Genomic DNA, 21,758 nt, shown 5'->3' with positions numbered 1-21,758 from the left:
CAGGAAATTTTCTTGACAGGTTTTTTGTTTTATTAGATGCTCCGCTTTACTTCTGATAACACATCAGGCGTAAAAATAGAGCTTACATAAAAATAGTCTGTTTTCTATCTGGTCCAACAGAAACCACGGTAATAGGGATTTCTAATTCTTTTTCCAAGAAGGCGATATATGTGTTTAATTCTTTTGGGAATTGCGATTTTTCGGTCATTTTGGTTAAATCGTCTTTCCAACCAGCGAACTCTGAATAGATAGGTTTAATATTTTCAGGTTCTATATTATACGGTAAATGCGTAATAGTTTCACCTTTATATTCGTAGGCAGTACAAATTTTAAGTGTTTTAAACCCGGAAAGGACATCACCTTTCATCATCATTAATTTGGTAACACCATTAACTTGGCATGCATATTTTAAAGCCACTAAATCCAACCAGCCACAACGTCTAGCACGACCAGTAACAGCTCCAAATTCGTGACCAATTCTAGCCATGTCTTCGCCTACGGTATCAAACAATTCTGTTGGAAATGGGCCAGAACCTACTCGTGTGGTATAGGCTTTAAAAATGCCATATACATCGCCAATTTGGTTAGGTGCCACACCCAAACCAGTACAAGCACCAGCAGCAGTTGTGTTACTAGAGGTTACAAATGGATAGGTCCCGAAATCGATATCTAATAGTGAACCTTGAGCACCTTCGGCTAAAATAGTTTTACCTGCTTTTTGGGCTTGGTATAAATATTCTTCACTATCAATAAATGTTAATTCCTTTAAGCGCTCAACGGCTTCAAAAAATTCAGTTTCTAATTCTTCTAAATCATATTCAATTTTAACGTTATAGAAGTCAATCATTGCTTCATGCTTATTAGCAAGTGCACGATATTTATCTTTCCAATCTGCCAACTCTAAATCGCCAACGCGAATACCGTTTCTACCCGTTTTATCCATATAAGTTGGGCCAATACCTTTTAAGGTGGAACCAATTTTAGCTTTTCCTTTAGAGGTTTCGCTGGCTGCGTCCAACATACGATGTGTTGGTAAGATAATATGTGCTTTTCTAGAAATGATTAGTTTCTTTTTATAATCAATATTAAACTGATCTAATCCTTCTAATTCTTTTACAAAAACAACGGGATCAATCACCACACCATTACCAATGACATTTATGGAATCGTCGTGAAAAATTCCAGAAGGAATGGTTCTTAAAACGTGTTTAATACCATCAAATTCCAAGGTGTGTCCAGCATTTGGTCCGCCTTGAAAACGGGCAATAATGTTGTAGTTGGAGGTTAAAACATCAACAATTTTTCCTTTGCCTTCGTCTCCCCATTGTAATCCTAGTAGTAAGTCTACTGCCATGTTGTAAAATATTATTTAGTTGTTTTCTTGTTGCCGTAAAAGTAGAGTGAGTGGTTGGTGATTTCAATATCAAAAACCTCTTCAATTGTTTTTTTTATGGATTGAATTCGCGGATCGCAGAACTCGATTACCTCACCTGTATCTGTTAAAATAACATGGTCATGTTGCTTATCAAAATACGATTTTTCGTAATGCGCTTGGTTTTGGCCAAATTGGTGTTTCCGCACCAGACCGCATTCTAAAAGGAGTTCTATTGTATTGTATAAAGTAGCACGACTAACACGATATTTTTTATTTTTCATGTTTAAGTACAAGGATTCAATATCAAAGTGTTCTTCGCTATTGTAAATTTCTTGTAAAATAGCATAGCGTTCTGGTGTTTTACGATGCCCTTTATCACTTAAAAAGGCTGTAAACACATTCTTAACTATCTCTTGGTTTTTGGTATCTGTTTTAACGCTCATAATCGGCTGCAAATTTACACATATTTTTAAACTCTTTGTACTTTATCAATACCATTAATTTTTTTTAGGTTATCCATAAGCTTTTTAAGCATGTTATTATTTTTAACAACCACATTAATTTTTCCAGAAAAAATACCGTCATCACTTTCAAAACTAATGCTTTTCATGTTTACATGCATATTGGATGATATGACTTTAGTAATGTTGTTTACCAACCCTAAATTATCAATACCAGATAATTTAATTTGTGCAGGAAACTCTTGTTGAGATGAATCAATCCATTTAGCAGGCATAATCCTGTAGGCATAATTAGACTGTAAGCTAACCGCATTTGGACAGTTTTTTTTATGAACTTTTAATCCGTCATTAATTGTTAGGAAGCCAAAAACAGGGTCGCCAGGAATAGGATTGCAACAATTAGCAAATTTATACTCTAATTTCTCTTCTTCTTTACCAAAAACAAGTAAATCATATTTGGATGTTATCTCGTCTTTTTCTAGCTCTTCTTTAGGAATATTTGGCTTTCTGGATATTTTGTTTTTAATATAACTCATGAAAGCATTGCTTCTGGATGATGCATATTCCTTGAGCATGGTATTATCAATAGATCCAGTGCCTACACGATAAAATAAATCTAAACTGGTTTTAAGCTTAAAAAAGTTTACCAGTTCATTAACTGATTTTTCATCTAAAATTATTTTTAATTGCTTTAATTTTCTTCTTAAAATCTCTTTTCCGTCTTCAGCAATTACTTTCTTGTCTTCTTTTAATGCCGATTTTATTTTACTTCGTGCTTTGGCTGTTGTTGCATAATCTAACCAGTTTGGATTTGGTTTAGCATTTTCAGCAGTTAGAATATCTAAACGGTCGCCACTTTTTAATTCATGACTTAAAGGAACGAGCTTACCATTCACTTTTGCACCACGCGTTTTCATTCCAATTTCTGTGTGTATGCTAAAGGCGAAATCTAAAGGAGTTGCTCCTTTGGGAAGCGATTTTAAATCACCTTTAGGAGTGAAAACAAAAATTTCTTTCGAATATAGGTTGAGTTTAAATTGTTCAACAAAGTCTATAGCATTGGTTTCTTGGTTTTCTAAAGTTTCTTGTAATTTGGATATCCAGGTGTCAATACTGTCATCTTCTCGTTCGGAACCTTCTTTATACTTATAGTGAGCAGCATAGCCTTTTTCGGCTATTTCATTCATACGCTCGCTTCTAATTTGTACTTCAACCCAACGGCCTTTAGGGCCAACAACGGTTATGTGTAATGCTTCGTAACCTGTAGATTTTGGAGAAGAAATCCAATCGCGTAAACGAATGGGATTTGGGCGAAAATGGTCTGTAACAATAGAGTAGATTTTCCATGCCAGAAATTTTTCATTTTCAGGGTCGCTTTTATAGATGATTCTTACCGCAAACTTGTCGTAAATCTCATCGAATGAAACCCCTTGATTCAATATTTTTTTACGAATTGAAAAAATGGATTTTGGTCGACCTTTAATCTCGTAATTTAACTGTTCTTTATCTAAAGAGGTAGATATTACTTGGCTGAATTCTTTTATATAAAGATCTTGCTCTTCTTTACTTTCTTTAATTTTGTGTAAAATATCAAAATACACATCGGGTTCCGTGTACTTTAAGCCTAAATCTTCTAATTCTGTTTTAATGTTATACAAGCCAATTCTATGTGCTAAAGGCGCATAAATGTATAGTGTTTCAGAAGCTATTTTTATTTGTTTATCCGCTCGCATGGAATCCATTGTTTGCATATTATGCAATCGATCGGCAATTTTGATGATGATAACGCGCACGTCATCATTTAATGTTAATAGCATTTTTCTAAAATTCTCTGCTTGCATGGATACGTCCATATCTGTATCCTTATTTAGCGAAGATATTTTAGTTAATCCATCTACAATTTTGGCAACGGTTTCTCCAAAAAGTTCTTCAATATCCTTTACCGTATAGCGGTCACAATCTTCAACAACATCGTGTAAAAGAGCAGCAGTAATGGATGTCGCATCTAGGCCAATTTCTTTGGCTACTATTTTGGCCACCGCAATAGGGTGAAAAATATAAGCTTCGCCAGATTTTCTTCGCTGATCTTTATGCGCATCCATAGCAACATCAAAAGCTTTCCTAATTTGGATTTTATCCGCTTTGGACAGCGTTCGGTAACTTACGCGTAATAGTTCTCGATATGCTTTGGCTATCGTTGCATTTTCCTTTTCTATATCAACTTCTGTCATAAAAATAAAAATAGTATAAAGAATATTACTTTACAATTATTAACTGTTTATTTTTTAGGGTTTATAGAAATTCCATTTTCAGCAAAATTTTTAAAATTTTGCATATAAGTTTTTGTTTGATTTTTAAAAATACTAGGCATAATTAAAAGCATCAAGCGCATTTTGAAAGTGGTTGGAATAACTTCATTTTTTGACACCCAAAGACTTTCTTTTTCTGAAACTGCCGTAAAACAATTTTCTTGAATGGTATAGATTCCCTTGCTTTCGTATGTTAGATGTAGTTCGTCAGGTAAGGCACTTTTTGAAATAGTTTGTATTAAAAAAAAGCTTTTGGTATCTAAAGTATAATGCAACCGAATTTTAAAACCCGTTTTGCTTGGCGTTCCATAAATGTAGTCGTAATCGTTTAGTCCTAATTGCCAGTGTTTTAGGTTGTCTGTATTTATAAGTTTACTGGTAAACGTTTCCAGATTTTGGTTAATACGTATTTCAGTTGTGTAAGTCATGCAGTATGAGATATTTTACAGATAAATATACAATTATTATTGATTTGGGAATTTACAAATTCCAGATACTAAAAAACTTTGTTACCCGTTTGTTAATGGGTCTTGCTTTATGGGTTAATATTCCTATTTTTGCAGGAATTAACAAAACAAATTTCTGATGTTTAGATTTATTTATGTTTTACTATGTTTGGTAGTTTTTAATCTTACACAAGCACAAACTGCGGACAAAGCCGTATTATTTACCGTAGCGGACACACCTGTTTATTCAGATGAGTTTATTCGAATATTTAATAAAAATCTAGATTTAGTTAAGGATGAATCTCAAAAAGATGTCGATTCTTATCTAAAATTATTTGTGAGCTACAAGTTAAAAATTAAAGAAGCCCAAGCTAAAGGATTGGATACCATGCCAACCTATCTTCGTGAATTAGGTAACTACAAATCGCAATTAGCTAAAAACTACTTAACAGATACGAAGGTAACAGATGCATTAGTTGAAGAAGCTTACCATAGAACAGCAAATGAAGTCAAAGCCAGTCATGTATTAATTCGTTTGGATGATAACGTTTCTCCTCAAGATACTTTAAACGCGTATAATGAATTAATAAAATTACGTAGTCGTATTTTAAAAGAAGGGTTTGATGCCGTTCAAAAAGACGTTCATAATGGCAAAACAGTATATGCTGAAAATTTAGGGTATTTTTCAGCCTTTAAAATGGTTTACGATTTTGAAAACGTAGCTTACACGACTAAAGTAAACCAAGTTTCTATGCCATTTAAAACACGTTTTGGATACCACATTTTACTAGTAGAGGATGCAAGACCATCCAGAGGAGAGCGCACAGTAGCTCATATAATGATAAACAATAAGCGTGATGATAAACTGGAGGATGCAGAAACGCGCATTCATGAAATTTATAAAAAAATACAACAAGGTGAGTCCTTTGAGTCACTAGCCAAACAGTTTTCAGAGGACAAAAGTTCATCAGGAAATGGTGGTAAGTTGGCAACTTTTGGTGGAGGCCAATTAAGTTCAATAGAGTTTGAAGATGTGGCTTTTAGCTTAAAGAATAATGGCGATATTTCAGAGCCTTTTGAAAGTGGTTTTGGTTGGCATATTATTAAGCTACTTGATAAATCGGAAGTGTCTGATTTTGAAACTATAAAGCCAGAATTAGAAGCGCGTGTAAAACGTGATTCGCGTTCGCAATTAATAAACACATCAATTGTTAATACGCTCAAGGAACGTTATAAAGTGCAAGATAATCCAGAAGCATTAGCGTATTTTGAATCTATAATGAACGAAGGCTACTTTTTAGGTTCTTGGCAGTTGCCTAAAGATTTTACAGGCGCTAAAACATTAGTTGTAATAGATAAGAAAACATTAACCTATGAGGATTTTGGTCAGTACTTATTTAAAAATCAGCGTAGAGCAACACCAAGAAAACCTTTTAACGTTTTAATAAAAGATTATTATGAAGCGTTTTTAAATGCAAATTTAATGCAGTATCAGGAAGAGAATTTAGAAAATGAAAGCGAAGAATTTGCCCATATTGTTACTGAATATCGCGATGGATTGTTGTTGTTTGATTTAATGGAAAATGAAATTTGGAACTCTTCAAAAACAGACTCCATTGCCATACAAACATTTTACACAGCTAACAAAAGCAATTACAATTGGAGTAAGCGTATAGATGCCGATGTGGCTTCAGCTTCAAATAAAAACACCATTAAAACAGTGAAAAAAATGTTGGAATCTGGGCAAACTCCTGAAGAAATTAAAGAGAAGCTTAATGCTAATGGTTCAATAGAGGTCATTTTTACTTCAGGAATTATGGATAAATCACACCAAGCATTAACAGCTGATATGGTTTTTGAAAAAGGTGTATCAAAAATTTATCGTCATGAATCAGCTTATGTGGTTGCTAATATAAAAGACGTTTTGCCTGAAGCACCTAAAACCTTTGAAGAGGCTAAAGGACAAATAATTAGTGATTACCAAGTTGTAAAAGAACAACAATGGTTACAGTCTTTGGAACAGAAATATCCGGTTCAAATAAATGAGTCCGTTTTAAACAATATTAAAGCTAAACTAAAAAGCAATTAATTGAAATACGCCCAATTTAGCATATTACTAAGTGCCTTTTTATTTGTTGTGTCTTGTGATTATTTTTATAAACAAGCAGACGATAAAACAGCAGTTGCTCGCGTTAATGATGTTTTTTTGTATGCCGATGATTTAGAGCATTTGTATACTGATAACATGAGTACAGAAGATAGTTTGCTTCGTGTTAATAATTTTATAACCCGATGGGCTACACAACAATTGCTTGTAGCAGGCGCTGAACGAAACTTAAATGAGAGCAAGCTTCAAGATTTTAATAGACTAGCAGAACAGTACAAGAATGATTTGTATGCTACTTCATATCTAGAAGCCTTGGTGCGAAGGAGTATTGATACTGTGGTAACAAAAAAGGAAGCAGAAGCCTACTATAATTCCAATACAGATATTTTTACCCTTAAAGAAGATTTAATTAAATTTAGGTACATTCAAGTTGATGAAAACAGGCTGGATATAAGCGAATTAAAAACTAAATTTCAGCGTTTTAATGAGTTAGATAAGCAAGATTTGGACTCCATTGCTATTCAGTTTAAATCCTACTCATTAAACGATTCTATTTGGATTAAGGTAACACAAGCCATTAAAAAAATTCCGGTAGTTACTACAGAAAACAAAAATGAATTGTTAAAAAAATCTAATTTTATACAACTCAAAGATTCATTAGGCCTATATTTGATGCAAATTGAGGATGTTTTGGAACGTAATAGTCCAGCGCCATTAGATTATATTAAGCCAACCATTGACCAAATCGTTATTAATAAGCGAAAACTAGAACTCATTAAAGAATTAGAAAAAGATATTACAAAAGATGCTATTAAAAATAAACAATTTGAAATCTACAATTAGCCGTACGCAATATGTAATGACAGTATTTGCTGTGCTTTTTTCTGTAGCTATACATGCGCAAGAAATTATTGAAGATGAAGCGCCAGTTGCAGAAAAGCAAATAGATACAACCTTATCCAACCAAGCACAGAAAATTGATGGTGTTGCTGCTGTTGTTGGTGAATATGTAATTTTAGATTCAGATGTGGATGCTAACATTATACAGTTAAAAGCACAAGGAGCTTCTTTAGAAGGTGTTACGCGTTGTCAGCTATTTGGAAAATTGCTGGAAGATAAGTTATATGCGCATCATGCCATTCAAGACAGTATTGTGGTGTCTGATGCTGAAATTCGTTCTAATGTAGATTATCAATTGCAGCAGTTTTTAGCACAGTCTGGAAAAACCATGCAAGAGCTTTTAGAACTGTACAACCATCCAAATGAAAAAGCATTCAGAGATGAAATGTATGAAATTAATAAGAGTCAGAAATTAGCAAGTGAAATGCAAAAGAAGATTCTTGATGGTATTGAGGTAACACCAGAGGAAACGCGTCAATTTTTTAACCAGATACCAAAGGACGAACGTCCAACATTTGGTACGGAATTAAAAGTGTCTCAAATTGTAATTCAGCCAAAAATTTCTGAAGAAGAAAACCAACGTGTTATCAATCAATTAAAACAATTTAAAGCAGATGTACTTGAAAATGGTGCTAACTTTCGCTCTAAAGTGGTTTTGTATTCTGATGATAAAGCATCCATTCCACAAGGTGGTATGTACACACTTAATAGAAAGCAGCCACGTATGGTTAAGGAGTTTCGTGAAGTAGCTTTTTCATTACAAGAAGGTGAAATTTCCGATCCTGTTAAAACGGAATACGGTTACCATCTAATATATCTAGAAAAAATTAGAGGTCAAGAATACGATGTACGTCATATTTTATTAATTCCAAAAGTGTCAGAAACGGCAATTGCCGAAGCACGGGAGAAATTAGTAAAAATCAGACAGCGTATAGTTGATGGCGATATTAGTTTTGCGGATGCAGCCAGAGAATCAAGCGATGAAAAGGAAACGCGAAGTGAAGGCGGCTTTTTAATTAATCCCGAAACTCAAGATTATAATTTCGAATTAACGAAAATTGATCCCGAAGTATACGGACAAATCCAAGACTTAAAGGATGGTGAAGTTAGTTTGGTATTAACCGACCAAGAACGAACCGGAAATGTGAAGTTTAAAATTATGATGGTAAGCGATCGTGTGGAAGAACATGTAGCAGATTATGCACGTGATTACTTAAAAATCAAAGAATTGGCGCTTAATGAAAAACGCATTAGAGCTATAGATAAATGGCAAAATGAAAAAATCATGGACACCTATATTAAAATTAACAATGAATATAGAGATTGTGAATTTTCAAGTAACTGGTTAAAACAATAAAATATGTCTGATGTTGCTGCAATTGAAAGCTTCGTAAAAAAATATAAAAACTTAAAAACCGAAATTGCCAAAGTTATCATTGGTCAAGAAGCGGTTGTTGATCAAATTCTAATCTCCATTTTTTCCGGTGGTCATGCCTTATTAATTGGTGTGCCTGGTTTAGCAAAAACGCTAATGGTTAATACTATTTCCCAAGCATTAGGACTTAATTTTAAGCGTATCCAGTTTACACCAGATTTAATGCCTAGTGATATTCTAGGTAGCGAAATTTTAGATGAAAACAGAAATTTTAAATTTATAAAAGGACCAGTTTTTGCTAATATAATTCTTGCCGATGAAATTAACAGAACACCACCTAAAACACAAGCCGCTTTATTAGAAGCTATGCAGGAACGCTCTGTAACTGTTTCAGGGCATCATTATAAATTAGATTTACCTTATTTTGTTTTGGCTACCCAAAACCCGATTGAACAAGAAGGGACGTATCCATTGCCAGAAGCACAGTTGGATCGTTTTATGTTTGCAATTAATTTAGACTATCCAACATTTGAAGAAGAAGTAGCTGTTGTAAAAGCAACTACGTCTGATATTCAAAATAAAGTTAGTGCCTTATTTACAGCGCAAGAAATTGTAGATATCCAACAATTATTACGTCGTATACCTGTGGCAGATAATGTTGTGGAATATGCTGTAAAAATGACTGGAAAAACCAGACCTAATAGCCCACAAGCAGCCGATTTAGTTAAAAATTATATAGATTGGGGAGCAGGACCTAGAGCTTCACAAAATTTAATTTTAGCAGCTAAAACACATGCAGCAATTCACGGTAAGTTTTCGCCAGATATGGAAAATGTTCAAGCGGTTGCTTATTCAATTTTTAAACACCGAATTATTAAGAATTATAAGGCTGAAGCTGAAGGTATTTCGGAAGAACAGATTATTACCAGTTTATTTTAAGTCGTTCTAAATTATTTAGGGTTTAAAAATAGCTGTTCTAATTGTTAATTTATTATTTTTTAAACAATAAAAATAATGATATGGCAATATGACTGCTAAAAAATCATCATTTTTTGAATATCCTTTAAAGATATTCCGATTTCGTTACATATTTTTAAATCTTCTTTAAAATTTGTAGTTTTGCAATCCCATTAGTTTGGATATTAATAAGATTATTCACCATTTAAATAGAGTATATGGCATTCGATATTGACATGATCAAAAAGGTTTATGCAAACATGACAGAACGTGTAGATAAAGCACGCAAGGTTGTTGGTAAACCATTAACACTTTCAGAAAAGATTTTATACGCACACCTTTGGGATGAAACACCAAACAAACCCTTTGTAAGAGGTAAGGATTACGTAGATTTTGCACCAGATCGTATAGCCTGTCAAGATGCTACGGCTCAAATGGCATTATTACAATTTATGCAAGCTGGTAAGCCTAAAGTTGCTGTACCAACAACTGTGCATTGTGATCATTTAATTCAAGCGAAGCAAGGTGCTGTAGCCGATTTAAAACGTGCGAATGAAACTAGTAATGAGGTATTTGACTTTTTAGCTTCAGTTTCAAAAAAATATGGTATAGGCTTTTGGAAGCCAGGAGCTGGTATTATTCACCAAGTCGTATTAGAAAATTATGCCTTTCCGGGCGGTATGATGATTGGTACAGATTCTCACACGGTTAATGCTGGTGGTTTAGGTATGGTAGCCATTGGAGTTGGAGGTGCTGATGCTGTAGATGTTATGGCAGGAATGGCTTGGGAATTAAAATTTCCGAAGTTAATAGGTGTTAAATTAACAGGCAGCTTAAATGGATGGACATCAGCAAAAGATGTCATTCTTAAAGTGGCAGGTATTCTAACTGTAAAAGGAGGAACAGGTGCTATTGTTGAGTATTTTGGCCCTGGAGCTAAAAACTTATCTTGTACTGGAAAAGGAACCATTTGTAATATGGGTGCTGAAATTGGTGCAACCACATCTACATTCGGGTATGATGATTCTATGGAACGTTATTTACGTGCTACAGACAGAAGCGATATTGCTGAAGAGGCAAATAAAATTCGTGAGTATTTAACAGGAGATGATGCCGTTTATGCAAACCCTGAAGATTATTTTGACCAAGTTATTGAAATTGATTTAGATACATTACGTCCGCATTTAAACGGCCCTTTTACACCAGATTTAGCAACACCAGTTGGAGAGTTAGGTGACAAAGCCAGAAAAAACGATTGGCCTTTAAAAGTTGACTGGGGCTTAATAGGCTCTTGTACCAATTCATCTTACGAAGACTTAACACGTGCAGCATCCATTGCAAAACAAGCCGTTGATAAGAAGATTAAAGCAAAATCTGACTTTGGTATTAATCCAGGTTCAGAGCAAATTAGATTTACTGCAGAACGTGATGGAATATTAAAAATATTTGAAGATTTAGATGCCACAATCTTTACAAACGCTTGTGGCCCTTGTATTGGACAATGGGATAGAAGTGATAGAAAAGGCGAAGAGAAAAATACCATTGTGCATTCCTTTAACAGAAACTTCTCCAAACGTGCAGATGGTAATCCTAATACCCATGCCTTTGTAGGTTCTCCAGAAATGGTTGCAGCAATCGCTATTTCAGGTCGTTTGGATTTCGATCCTATGACTGATACCTTGATAAACGAAGATGGTGAGGAAATTAAATTAGATGAGCCAAACGGACTTGAGTTACCACCATTAGGCTTTGATGTTAAAGAGTCAGGTTATGTGGAACCAGTAGCCGATGGAAGTCAAGTAGATGTTTCCGTGAGTCCAACTTCTGAACGGTTACAATTATTAACGCCTTTTAAACCTATTGGGAATACAATTACAGGTGCTAAATTGTTAATCAAAGCTTTTGGTAAGTGTACAACAGACCACATTTCTATGGCGGGACCTTGGTTACGTTTTAGAGGACATTTAGATAATATTTCTAACAATATGCTTATTGGAGCTGTTAATGCTTTTGGTAAGAAAACAAACTTTGTTAAAAACCAATTGACAGGGGAGTATGGTGGTGTGCCTGATGTAGCAAGAGATTATAAAGCAAATGGTATTTATTCTGTTGTTGTAGGAGATCATAATTACGGTGAAGGATCGTCTCGTGAACATGCTGCTATGGAACCAAGACATTTAGGTGTTGCTGCTGTTTTAGTTAAGTCGTTTGCACGTATTCATGAAACAAACTTGAAAAAGCAAGGTATGTTAGGTTTAACATTTGCTAATGAAAGTGATTACGATTTAATTCAGGAAGATGACACCATTAACTTTTTAGATTTAGATACGTTTGCTCCAGACAAACAATTAACTTTAGAGTTTGTTCATGCAGATGGCTCTAAAGATGTTATAAAAGCAAACCACACCTATAACCAAGCGCAAATTGATTGGTATAATGAAGGGTCTGCATTAAATTTAATAAAGAAGCAAAATAACGCATAAGAGTTATTTATCTTTACAATAATTATAAACTCCTGATAATCATAATGATTTCAGGAGTTTTTTCTTGTTAGGAATCTGTTTTAAAAACGACGAATAAATTTTATTTCATACTATGAAAAAGCCAAAATTCACCTTAAGTAATATTATTTTTGTTGTTGTAATCGCCTTGTTGATTATTCCGCAAACTAGACAACCCATTCAAATCTTTTTACAGAAAGGTTTGGCCATGATTAGCCCTTCCGAAATTAGCGCAGACAAACGTGAAAATCTGGAATCTTATGATAACTGGAAGTTAATAGACTCGAATGGAAATCAATATGATTTTAAACAAGCTCAAGGTAAAGTGGTTTTTATCAATTTCTGGGCAACTTGGTGTCCACCTTGTATTGCTGAAATGCCGAGTATCGATAATTTATATGCTGATTATAATGATCAGGTCGTTTTTCTTTTAGTTTCCAATGAAGAGTCTAATATTATTAATGATTTTAAAAGTAAGAATGCCTATAACTTTGAGTTCTATCAGTCGGTTACTAATGTACCAGATCAGTTTCAAACTAGTAGCATTCCACAAACGTATTTAATTGATAAGTCTGGTGCTATTGTAATGGATAAATCCGGAGCTGCTAACTGGAATAGTGATTCTGTGAGAAAATTGCTAGATGACTTATTAGCGTCTGATTAAAACTTTTATAAAGGCACTTATAAAATTCCAAGAGAATAATGAGCGCATAATTTTTAAATCTTCCGTAAAGCTAGATTCTTCATCTAAAAAACGAAACATGGTAGAAATAGCATTTTTTGAATAAAATTGCTCAAAAATCCAAACACCTTTTTCATTATTAGTTTCAAGGACTTTCAAAAAAATTTTATCGTACAGTTTATATTTTTTTTGGAATAAATTATGCGAGGGTTCTTGACCGTTTTTAATGTTTTTAATAATGGTGGCAACATTCTTTTCAGTGTGCTTGAATGAATAACCTGTAGAACCTTTTACCCATCCACCTGCTGTGCCAATTTTTGTTAAGTGTTTGCTGTTGTGTGTCCAAAAGGGGTAATCTGTCATTGGGATATTGCCCATTTCGGTTTCATCAATTTTATAGTTATCAATTTGCAAATGGTTATCAATATAGTCTTTTATAGCAGCATCATAAACGGATTCTGAAACCGTTTCAGGGGTAAAAAAAGTATACTCTATGAGTGCTCGAGTTTCTGAAAAAGGGAGCACATAAACAAAACTTGTGGAATTTTGATGCTGAAACCGATAATCCATCATGGTGAATGTCTTAGGATTAAAGTAAGGTGTTTCCGTTTCAATTATCCACCCTTTAAAATGTTGCTGAATGTATGTGTATTTAGACCCTTCTAAATTAAAATTATTTGGCATTCTGCTATCAAAAACATGATTAGCAGTGTATAAACCATTTTTGCCCTGAACTGAAACAATGTCTGTTTCTGATGTTGAAACAATAACATCCTTTATAAAATGAGTATTGACTGATTGTTGTAATGTGTTTTTTGACCAATTGTAAAAATCAATAGACCGAATGCTTTTGTAAGTATATGGTTTTAAATGAATTGATAATGATTGTTTTTTAGAATGAAAAAGAGCCGTTTTCCAAGACTTTTCGGTAATTGTATCCCATTTACTGGAGCCAGTTTCCCAGAAGCTCCATGTTTTATCATTTACTGCTTTGTTGGATGGATCAATTAAAGCAATTTTTTTATGCTTCAATTCGTCATCATTCATAAAACCTAAAGCAAGTTGTAAACCAGCGAGACCATGTCCTATAATTATATAATCGAAATGATTTTCGTTAGGCATGAACAGATTTTTAAAATATATTTATTTCTTAAAGTACTTAAACGGTACAAATAACATTCCGAAGCATTCACCATCATTTTTTCCTAGGTGCTTGTGGTGCATTTTATGAGCACGACGTACGCCTTTGGCGTACCAATTATTTGCATTGCGCAATAATTTAAAACGCTGGTGAATAAAAATGTCATGTACAAAAAAATAAGCAAGACCATATGCAAAAATGCCTAATCCCATTGGGAGTCCAATCCACAAACCTTCATATTTCCACAGTAAAAATAAGGTAATACTAACCACGGCATAAAAAATAAAAAACAAGTCATTTCGTTCAAACCAACTGTTGTGATTTTTGTGGTGGTGGTCCTTGTGTAAACTCCATAAAAATCCGTGCATAATATATTTATGGGTAAACCATGCCATGAATTCCATGAACATAAAAGTGCCAATAAAAACAAATATCCATAATATAGTATCCATCATATTTTTACAATAAATTTAATTGATATTTTACATAACTACGCGTTAACAACTCAATTTTTTTATAGTTTGGAACACGTATTCGTGCATTTTTAATTTGTAAAGCAGGTGTTCTTTTTAGTTTTTTTAATAATTGGCTATAATATCTGTATGCGGTAAACACACCAAATTTAGCTTCAATAGGCAATTCTTTTATGCCTTGAAGACCAATTTCGAAATCGCGTTCAATTTCTTTAATGATTAGTAATTTTGAAGCTTCATCTAATTTTGATAAGTCGGTATTTGGAAAATAGGTACGACTCAAATCTTCATAATCACTTTTTAAATCTCTCAAAAAGTTCACTTTTTGGAATGCTGATCCTAAATGCATGGCAGAATTTTTTAAGTGATTATATTTCTCATTATCACCTTTAACAAATACTTTTAAACACATAAGCCCAACCACATCTGCGGAACCATAAATATAGGTGTTGTATTCATCTGCCGTTAAATAAGTGGTTTTATGTAAATCTGTACGCATGCTTTTCATAAACGCTTCTACCATATGTTTCTCAATACCATATTTATGATAGGTTTCTTGAAATGAATTTAAAATAGGATTTAAACTAATTTTACGTTCTAGCGCTAGATGCAAATCTTTCTCGAATTCATCAAGTAAGGTTTCTTTATCAAAGTCATGGAAGCTGTCTACAATTTCATCGGCAAATCTTACAAAACCATAAATATTATAAATATCCTGACGTATAGAACTAGACAACATTTTAGTTGCCAATGAAAAGGAAGTGCTGTAGGTTTTAGTTACCGTCTGGCTGCAGGAACGAGAAACATGGTCAAAAATTGATTTCATCTGTTACTTAGTGTTTAATTGTTTTTTAAGCTTCGTTTTTCATATACATCATGTTAAACAGCTGCTTGGTATTATTTTTTATGATGTTTATTTATAAGCTCGGCAACCAATTTTCCAGATATCAATGAGGGTGGTACACCTGGACCTGGTACGGTTAACTGTCCTGTAAAATACAAATTATTTACTTTCTTACTCTTTAGTTTAGGTCTTAAAAAGGCTGTTTGTAATAAAGTGTTTGCCATGCCATAAGCATTTCCTTTGTAGGAATTATAGTCCTTAATAAAGTCGTTTACACAAAACGACTCTTTAAATAGTACGTGGTCTCTAACTTTTTGAGATGTTAATGTTTCAAAACGATCCATTATTTTTGAAAAATAGCTCATTCGTAATTTGGTTGTATCTTTTAATCCTGGAGCAAGGGGAATTAAAAATATTCCAGCCTCTTTTCCTTCTGGTGCTGCATGACTATCTGTAATAGATGGAAAACTGGCATAAAATAATGGATTTTCTGGCCATTTAGGGTTGTCGTAAATAGCCTCTGCATGTTTTTCAAAATCGACATCAAAAAAGAGTGTATGGTGATTTACGTTTTTAATTTTCTTATCGAAGCCTACATAGAATAGGAGCGATGAGGGTGCAAAGGTTTTGGCATTCCAATACGCTTCGGAATATTGTTTATATTCCGAATCTAAAAGTGTTTCAGTATGATGGTAATCTGCTCCACTTAAAACCACATCACTTATATAAGTTTCACCATTGGAAATGACTCCAGAGGCGATTTTGTTTTTAACTAATATTTTTTCAATGGGAGCGTTTGTTTTAATGGTAACTCCCAGACTTTTGGCTAAAGTTTCCATAGCTAAAATTACTTGATACATACCTTTTTTAGGATGAAATGTACCAAGTCCAAAATCGGCATAGTTCATAAAGCTGTAAAAAGAAGGTGTATCGCCTGGTTTGGCACCTAGAAACAGAACTGGGAATTCTAGAATTGTTACCAAGCGCTCGTTTTTAAATTCTTTCCGAACATCCTTTTTTATGGTACTGAAAAACTGTCCTATTTTCTTAAAGGTTTCGGTTGTTACCAATTCAAAAGGGGAAACACCAGGATTATAAACTAAATCTTTAATGGCAACATTGTAATTGTCTTGTGCTTTGTCTATAAACTTCTGAAGTATTTTTGAACTGCCAGGTTCTTCCTGTTCAAAAGCCATACAAATTTTCTCTAGAGTATCTTCTATTGTTATATAATCGTCTTTCCCGTAATAAACAGAGTAAGCAGGATTTAATTTTTCTAACTGATAATATTCGGAAGGTTTTTTATTGAAATCTGCAAAAAAGCGCTCAAACACATCCGGCATCCAATACCAAGTTGGTCCAATATCAAATGTAAATCCATCTTTTTTTAATTGTCTAGCACGACCTCCAATAGTGCTGTTTTTTTCAAAAATGATTACGTCATGACCAGATTGCGCTAAATAACAAGCAGCTGCAAGCGATGAGAAACCAGACCCTATAATTGTAATTTGTAATTTCATATGTTTAACAAATATATAAAAATGTTAAACAAAAAACTCTTTTTTTAAAGATATTTTTCTAAATCTGCTACGGAGGAGAATGGTTTAATAGATTTACTGAGTTTGCTAGTATCTAACGTGTCTAGCATTCTGCCAAAAATCCATAATTCATTATTATTTAGGAGTAATTCTTTTTCAAATTCAATCAAATACGTTTCAATATTTTCAGCTTCAGGTTTCACGGTGAAGTAAGAGATAAATGTAACGTTTTTGTAGTGTTTTAAAATATCTTTAAGACTTACAATGGGTACGCTCGGCCCTAAATAAATAGTGTGATATTCAGATTTAGTTAATTTATAGTTTATAAAATGTAGGCCTAAATCATGAATTTCGTTATTAGGCAGGAATAGAACGAATGTTTTATCATTATTTTTTGGCGATTCATACTGATGGTTTTCAATATTAATCAGTAGTTTTTGTTTAATTAATTCTGAAATAAAATGTTCTTGGGCTGGTGTTATAGTATTTGTTTGCCATAGAAGGCCTATTTCACTCATAAGCGGAATGAAGACCTCTAAAAATATTTCTGAAAAGCTTTTGTGGGTTTTTAAAGAATCATAGGTTTTTAAAAAAAGGGCTTTGTCAAAATTCAACATCGCTAGTTTAAACATATTAGTAGCGTGGTCATCAGCATAAGTTTTTGCTGATAAGCTGCGTACAGTGTCTGCAATATCTACCTCGTTAATTTTGGCTATTTTAGATATTTTAAAACCATTATTATAGAGGAAGGTTATATTGAGTAGCTTTTGTAGGCTTTCTAAACTGTAGAATCTAATATTTGTTTCTGTCCGGTTTGGCTCTAAAAGATTGTAGCGTTTTTCCCAAATTCTAATGGTGTGCGCTTTAACACCTGAAAGGTTTTCTAAATCCTTGATACTAAAGTTGTTCTTAATATTGTTCATATTTTATTCAAAAATATTAAACAAAAATAATAAATTAATTGAATAAACAATTAAAAACGCCAATTTTATCTTAAATACATTTAAATTTCTTTGAAAAGTTTTGCCGTTTAGGTGATGTAAGAAAGCGTATAATTCCGGAATAATAATTAAGTGCGCACGAGAAGACTCGAACTTCCACGGACTAATGTCCACCAACCCCTCAAGCTGGCGCGTCTACCAATTCCGCCACGTGCGCAATAATATTGTGTAAAAATAAAAAAAGTTAAGCAAAATGCTTAACTTTTTTTTAGTGACCAGGCTGGGGCTCGAACCCAGGACCATCTCCTTAAAAGGGAGATGCTCTACCAACTGAGCTACCTAGTCATTTTGTTTCTCTGTAACGAGGGTGCAAATATAAAAGCTTTAATTAATAAAACAAGGCTTTTTTTTAATTTTTTTTTGTTTTTTTGTTGACCAAGATCGTATCTTTTTAATAATCAATTTTTAAGCTGTTTATGAATATTATTTTATTGGGTTATATGACGTCTGGAAAATCTGTAATTGGCAAAAAATTGAGTCAAATACTAAAAAAGCCATTCCAAGATTTAGATGATTATATTGAAAAAAAAGAAGGCAAAACCATATCTGATATCTTCACAACTAAAGGAGAAATATATTTTCGTAAAGTTGAAGCCATGCATTTAGAGTCTTTTTTACAGCAAAATAATATGATATTATCATTAGGAGGCGGAACACCATGCTACGGTAATAATATGAATCTAATTAAGCAGCAATTAAACACCCAAAGTATTTACTTGAATGTTTCAGTGGCAGAATTAAGCAAACGTTTATATCTAAATAAAGAAAATAGGCCTTTAGTAGCACATTTACAATCAGAAGACGCAGTAGCTGAATTTGTGGGTAAACATATCTTTGAACGGGTAAATTTTTATAATCAGGCTGATATAATTGTAAATGCTAATAATTCCCCTGAAAAAATTATCGATGATATTCTTTTAAAATTAATCTAAAGAAGCTTCAAACACTTTGCCTTCAAGAACAACATCTACATGTTCGTGTAGTGAAGTTGATAATGAGATTCCTTTAAAATCTGCCTTTACAGGATATTTTTTATGATTTCTATTAACTAACACGGCCGTTTTAAATTGTTTAAGTGGTACATTCAGAAAATGCTTTACGCCATAAATTAGTGTGGTGCCAGAGTTTAATACATCATCAATTAATACTACTGATTTATTTGTATACTCTGAAGTGGCCAAAGAAGTGGAAATAGGGTTTAAAGGATTTTTCTTATCGATTATTACACGACACAATACTGGGTTAATTGTTGAAATTTTGCTTAAAACAGTTTTTAGTTTTTTGGCAAGTAGATACCCATTGGAATCAATTCCGGCTAGGACAACTTCCGCTTCATCTACATTGTTTTCGTATATTTGATAAGCAATACGTCTAATTTTATGAACTATCTCATCGTGGTTGAGAATGGTATTTTTTTCTGTGGTTTTCATAAAAACTATTTTTTCAAAGATACTAGAGATAATTATAAAATCTTTTAAATATCTGATTCAATTTCATGCTCATCACGATATTCTTCAATATCACGACGGTCTTTTTTTGTTGGCCGTCCAGTGCCTTTTTTACGGTAGTAGTCTTTAGAATACTTCAATAATTCATTGGCTGCAAAGGCTTCTTTTGGAGTGGTATCTGTTCTATAAATATCCACCAATTTAGCGCCTACTCGGTTAGGAGGTAGGTCATTAATGGTAAGGCTGTAGTTAATTTGATCTTTCCTAACTTCAATTTTGTCAGTTGGATACACATCGCGACTTGGTTTTGCAGGATCGCCATTTACTTTTACATGCCCTTTTTTGCAAGCTGTAGTTGCTATGGTTCTTGTTTTAAAATACCTAACACACCATAAAAATTTATCTATTCGCATACAAAAGGTCTAAAAACTACGTTAATGTTGTTGTACAAAATTATTTAAAAATTGTATCTTGCCAACAAAAATAAGCAATAATGAAATTAAGAAAAATTTTACTGCTACTTATAGTTGTTTCAACTGTTTTTACAGCTTGTGAAAAAGATGATGGTGTTGGTGATGTTGTTCCATTGAGAGATGCTGCTGAAGTATACGAAGAGGACCTTATAGATATTGAAACCTATCTTGAAACGCATTTTTATAATTATGAAGAATTTCAAGAAAATAGTCCATACAGTTTAGAAAATGATGAATTTCGAATTGTATTCGATACGATTGCAGGTGATAATGCAGACAAAACTCCACTAAAAGACATGGTTAACCTTAAAATTGTTCCTTTTGATGGTATCGATTACAAATTGTATTATTTAAATGTTCGTGAAGGCCTTGGGAAAGAAATTCATTTTACAGATCAAGCGACTTTAATTTATGAAGGCAGTAGCACTATTGACAATTATGTGTTTGATAGCGCAGTAAATGAGTCTCAATTTAACCTTTTAACAGTAGGCTCTTCTTCTGGTGTTGTTCCAGGATTTCAGCAAGCTTTAGTTGAATTTAAAACTAGCGATAGCTTTACGGTTGATGACGATGGACCAACATCTTATCATAATCACGGAATTGGTGCGGTTTTTATTCCTTCGCGTTTAGGTTATTTTAATAGTACACTTGAAGGTGTACCAAATTACACACCAATAATATTTAAATTTAATTTGTACAAACGTGCTATTTTGGATCATGATATTGATGGAATTCCGTCATGGATGGAAGATATAGATGGTAATGGTGATGTGTATGATGATGATACAAATGGAAATTTCACACCAGACTTTTTAGATAATGATGATGATGGTGATGGCTATTTTACCAAAGATGAATTGGAATATAGCCAGTATACAATTATTGTAGGTGATCCAGAGCCGATTTTTGCTGATAATGAGTTTGAGAGTTCAAGACAAGAAAACAATGGTGTGATAACCATAAAAACCGTTATTATAACAGATAGAGATGATGATGGTGTTCCAGATTATCTAGATATTGATACGATTCCAGAATCGTAATTTCTACAGATTATAAAAACAAAAAAAACCGCGTTTAGCGGTTTTTTTTGTTTTTATAAATTAACCAAATCATTAAAGTAATAGCGAAATACTAAAAATTAATTGGTCAGGTCGTGTGTCTATTCTTCCAATACTTAATCCGTTGTTTGTTGCAAAAACAGCTTCATTATCGTTAAAACCACGTTCATAACGCAAATCAAATCCAATTTTCTTTAAGCTAAATCCTACTCCAAAATTAAGTCCAACTGTAAAGTCATTTTCAATGGAGTCAATATTAATTCCATCAAATTCAGAATCGACAATATATTGTAATGAAGGGCCTGCAAAAACATTAAGAACTTTTAAAAACCGAACGCCAACTAAAAGTGGTGCATCAATTTTTTGCATTTTAAAATCCCCAGTATCATAATTGCTTTTGGTTGCTGTATACACCAATTCTGGTTTGGCAAAAATTTTACCACCTACTTTATAAAATAAACCAAAGTGATAGCCTATATTTCTATCTGGTTTTTCAGCAGCACTAACAGCCGATTCATAATAATTACCATTAGCATTGTAGTTTAAACCACCTTTAAAACCAAAACCACTGGCTGTTTGGGCAGTTGCTGTGCCTATAAATAAAAAGGAGGCAATCAGACTTAAAACAAGATATTTCATATTATTTGTTTTTTTGATTACCTCCTTTAA

Annotated in this window: 20 protein-coding genes and 2 tRNA genes; 8 read left to right on the top strand and 14 right to left on the bottom strand. The window is 33.2% G+C overall.

The window, feature by feature from the left end:
• Window positions 1–82: 82 nt before the first annotated feature.
• The 4 genes from BM239_RS11535 to BM239_RS11520 are packed head-to-tail and all read right to left on the bottom strand — an operon-like array spanning window position 83 to window position 4,573.
• Window positions 83–1,354: an adenylosuccinate synthase gene (locus BM239_RS11535; protein ID WP_092208758.1), complete on the bottom strand. Its 1,272-nt coding sequence runs from the start codon at window positions 1,352–1,354 to the stop codon at window positions 83–85.
• 11 nt (window positions 1,355–1,365) lie between these two features.
• Window positions 1,366–1,818: a Fur family transcriptional regulator gene (locus BM239_RS11530; protein WP_092208756.1), complete on the bottom strand. Its 453-nt coding sequence runs from the start codon at window positions 1,816–1,818 to the stop codon at window positions 1,366–1,368.
• Window positions 1,819–1,844: 26 nt separating this feature from the next.
• Entirely contained in the window at window positions 1,845–4,067 is a 2,223-nt protein-coding gene (locus BM239_RS11525; protein ID WP_092208754.1) for a RelA/SpoT family protein, read from the bottom strand.
• Between the two features lie 47 nt (window positions 4,068–4,114).
• Entirely contained in the window at window positions 4,115–4,573 is a 459-nt protein-coding gene (locus tag BM239_RS11520; protein ID WP_092208752.1) for a hypothetical protein, read from the bottom strand.
• Between the two features lie 157 nt (window positions 4,574–4,730).
• Here BM239_RS11520 and BM239_RS11515 point away from each other — a divergent pair, with 157 nt between their 5' ends.
• From BM239_RS11515 to BM239_RS11490, 6 genes are all read left to right on the top strand, one after another.
• Entirely contained in the window at window positions 4,731–6,680 is a 1,950-nt protein-coding gene (locus BM239_RS11515; protein WP_092208750.1) for a peptidylprolyl isomerase, read from the top strand.
• Window positions 6,681–7,541 carry a peptidylprolyl isomerase gene (locus BM239_RS11510; protein ID WP_092208748.1) on the top strand — a complete coding sequence of 287 codons (861 nt, stop codon included), beginning with the start codon at window positions 6,681–6,683 and terminating at the stop codon, window positions 7,539–7,541.
• On the top strand, window positions 7,504–8,955 hold the full coding sequence (locus BM239_RS11505) for a peptidylprolyl isomerase (RefSeq protein WP_092208746.1): 1,452 nt from the start codon (window positions 7,504–7,506) through the stop codon (window positions 8,953–8,955). The genes BM239_RS11510 and BM239_RS11505 overlap by 38 nt, the downstream gene beginning before the upstream one ends.
• A 3-nt stretch (window positions 8,956–8,958) precedes the next feature.
• Window positions 8,959–9,912 carry an AAA family ATPase gene (locus BM239_RS11500; protein WP_092208744.1) on the top strand — a complete coding sequence of 318 codons (954 nt, stop codon included), beginning with the start codon at window positions 8,959–8,961 and terminating at the stop codon, window positions 9,910–9,912.
• A gap of 236 nt (window positions 9,913–10,148) precedes the next feature.
• Window positions 10,149–12,413, top strand: a complete 2,265-nt coding sequence (locus BM239_RS11495) for an aconitate hydratase (protein WP_092208742.1) — start codon at window positions 10,149–10,151, stop codon at window positions 12,411–12,413.
• Window positions 12,414–12,525: 112 nt separating this feature from the next.
• Window positions 12,526–13,095 (top strand): TlpA family protein disulfide reductase, encoded by a 570-nt coding sequence (locus BM239_RS11490; RefSeq protein ID WP_092208740.1) that lies wholly within the window; start codon window positions 12,526–12,528, stop codon window positions 13,093–13,095.
• Here the strand turns inward: BM239_RS11490 and BM239_RS11485 are convergent.
• The 7 genes from BM239_RS11485 to BM239_RS11455 all read right to left on the bottom strand — a co-directional run bounded on the left by BM239_RS11485 (window position 13,081) and on the right by BM239_RS11455 (window position 18,395).
• Window positions 13,081–14,235 carry a lycopene cyclase family protein gene (locus BM239_RS11485; RefSeq protein ID WP_092208738.1) on the bottom strand — a complete coding sequence of 385 codons (1,155 nt, stop codon included), beginning with the start codon at window positions 14,233–14,235 and terminating at the stop codon, window positions 13,081–13,083. The two genes, BM239_RS11490 and BM239_RS11485, sit on opposite strands and share 15 nt — an antisense overlap.
• 21 nt (window positions 14,236–14,256) lie before the next feature.
• A complete protein-coding gene (locus tag BM239_RS11480) occupies window positions 14,257–14,706 on the bottom strand; it encodes a sterol desaturase family protein (protein WP_092208736.1) in 450 nt (149 codons plus the stop codon).
• Window positions 14,707–14,713: 7 nt separating this feature from the next.
• Complete coding sequence (locus BM239_RS11475) at window positions 14,714–15,553, bottom strand: phytoene/squalene synthase family protein (protein ID WP_092208734.1); 840 nt, start codon at window positions 15,551–15,553, stop codon at window positions 14,714–14,716.
• A 71-nt stretch (window positions 15,554–15,624) separates the two neighbouring features.
• A complete protein-coding gene (locus BM239_RS11470) occupies window positions 15,625–17,091 on the bottom strand; it encodes a phytoene desaturase family protein (protein WP_092208732.1) in 1,467 nt (488 codons plus the stop codon).
• Between the two features lie 44 nt (window positions 17,092–17,135).
• A complete protein-coding gene (locus BM239_RS11465) occupies window positions 17,136–18,032 on the bottom strand; it encodes a MerR family transcriptional regulator (protein WP_092208730.1) in 897 nt (298 codons plus the stop codon).
• A 151-nt stretch (window positions 18,033–18,183) separates the two neighbouring features.
• Window positions 18,184–18,267 (bottom strand) — tRNA-Leu (locus tag BM239_RS11460).
• Window positions 18,268–18,322: 55 nt separating this feature from the next.
• Window positions 18,323–18,395 (bottom strand) — tRNA-Lys (locus BM239_RS11455).
• Between the two features lie 131 nt (window positions 18,396–18,526).
• Between BM239_RS11455 and BM239_RS11450 the strand changes: the two genes are divergently transcribed.
• Window positions 18,527–19,042, top strand: coding sequence for a shikimate kinase (locus tag BM239_RS11450; protein ID WP_092208728.1), 516 nt, complete (start codon window positions 18,527–18,529; stop codon window positions 19,040–19,042).
• On the opposite strand, the gene BM239_RS11445 is transcribed toward BM239_RS11450, so the two are convergent.
• Together BM239_RS11445 and BM239_RS11440 are read right to left on the bottom strand one after the other, a co-directional pair.
• On the bottom strand, window positions 19,034–19,540 hold the full coding sequence (locus BM239_RS11445; protein WP_092208726.1) for a phosphoribosyltransferase family protein: 507 nt from the start codon (window positions 19,538–19,540) through the stop codon (window positions 19,034–19,036). The two genes, BM239_RS11450 and BM239_RS11445, sit on opposite strands and share 9 nt — an antisense overlap.
• Before the next feature lie 44 nt (window positions 19,541–19,584).
• Window positions 19,585–19,971, bottom strand: coding sequence for an RNA-binding S4 domain-containing protein (locus tag BM239_RS11440; RefSeq protein ID WP_092208724.1), 387 nt, complete (start codon window positions 19,969–19,971; stop codon window positions 19,585–19,587).
• 80 nt (window positions 19,972–20,051) lie between these two features.
• On the opposite strand from BM239_RS11440, the gene BM239_RS11435 reads away from it, so the two are divergent.
• Window positions 20,052–21,071 carry an FKBP-type peptidyl-prolyl cis-trans isomerase gene (locus BM239_RS11435; protein WP_092208722.1) on the top strand — a complete coding sequence of 340 codons (1,020 nt, stop codon included), beginning with the start codon at window positions 20,052–20,054 and terminating at the stop codon, window positions 21,069–21,071.
• Window positions 21,072–21,143: 72 nt separating this feature from the next.
• Here the strand turns inward: BM239_RS11435 and BM239_RS11430 are convergent, their stop codons facing one another.
• Entirely contained in the window at window positions 21,144–21,728 is a 585-nt protein-coding gene (locus tag BM239_RS11430; protein ID WP_092208720.1) for an outer membrane beta-barrel protein, read from the bottom strand.
• Between the last annotated feature and the right edge of the window lie 30 nt (window positions 21,729–21,758).

It is taken from the genome of Algorimicrobium echini, assembly GCF_900115185.1.
Taxonomy (GTDB): domain Bacteria; phylum Bacteroidota; class Bacteroidia; order Flavobacteriales; family Flavobacteriaceae; genus Algorimicrobium; species Algorimicrobium echini.
Note: the sequence above shows the minus strand (reverse complement) of the source record. Positions and strands in the feature narration are given on the sequence as shown.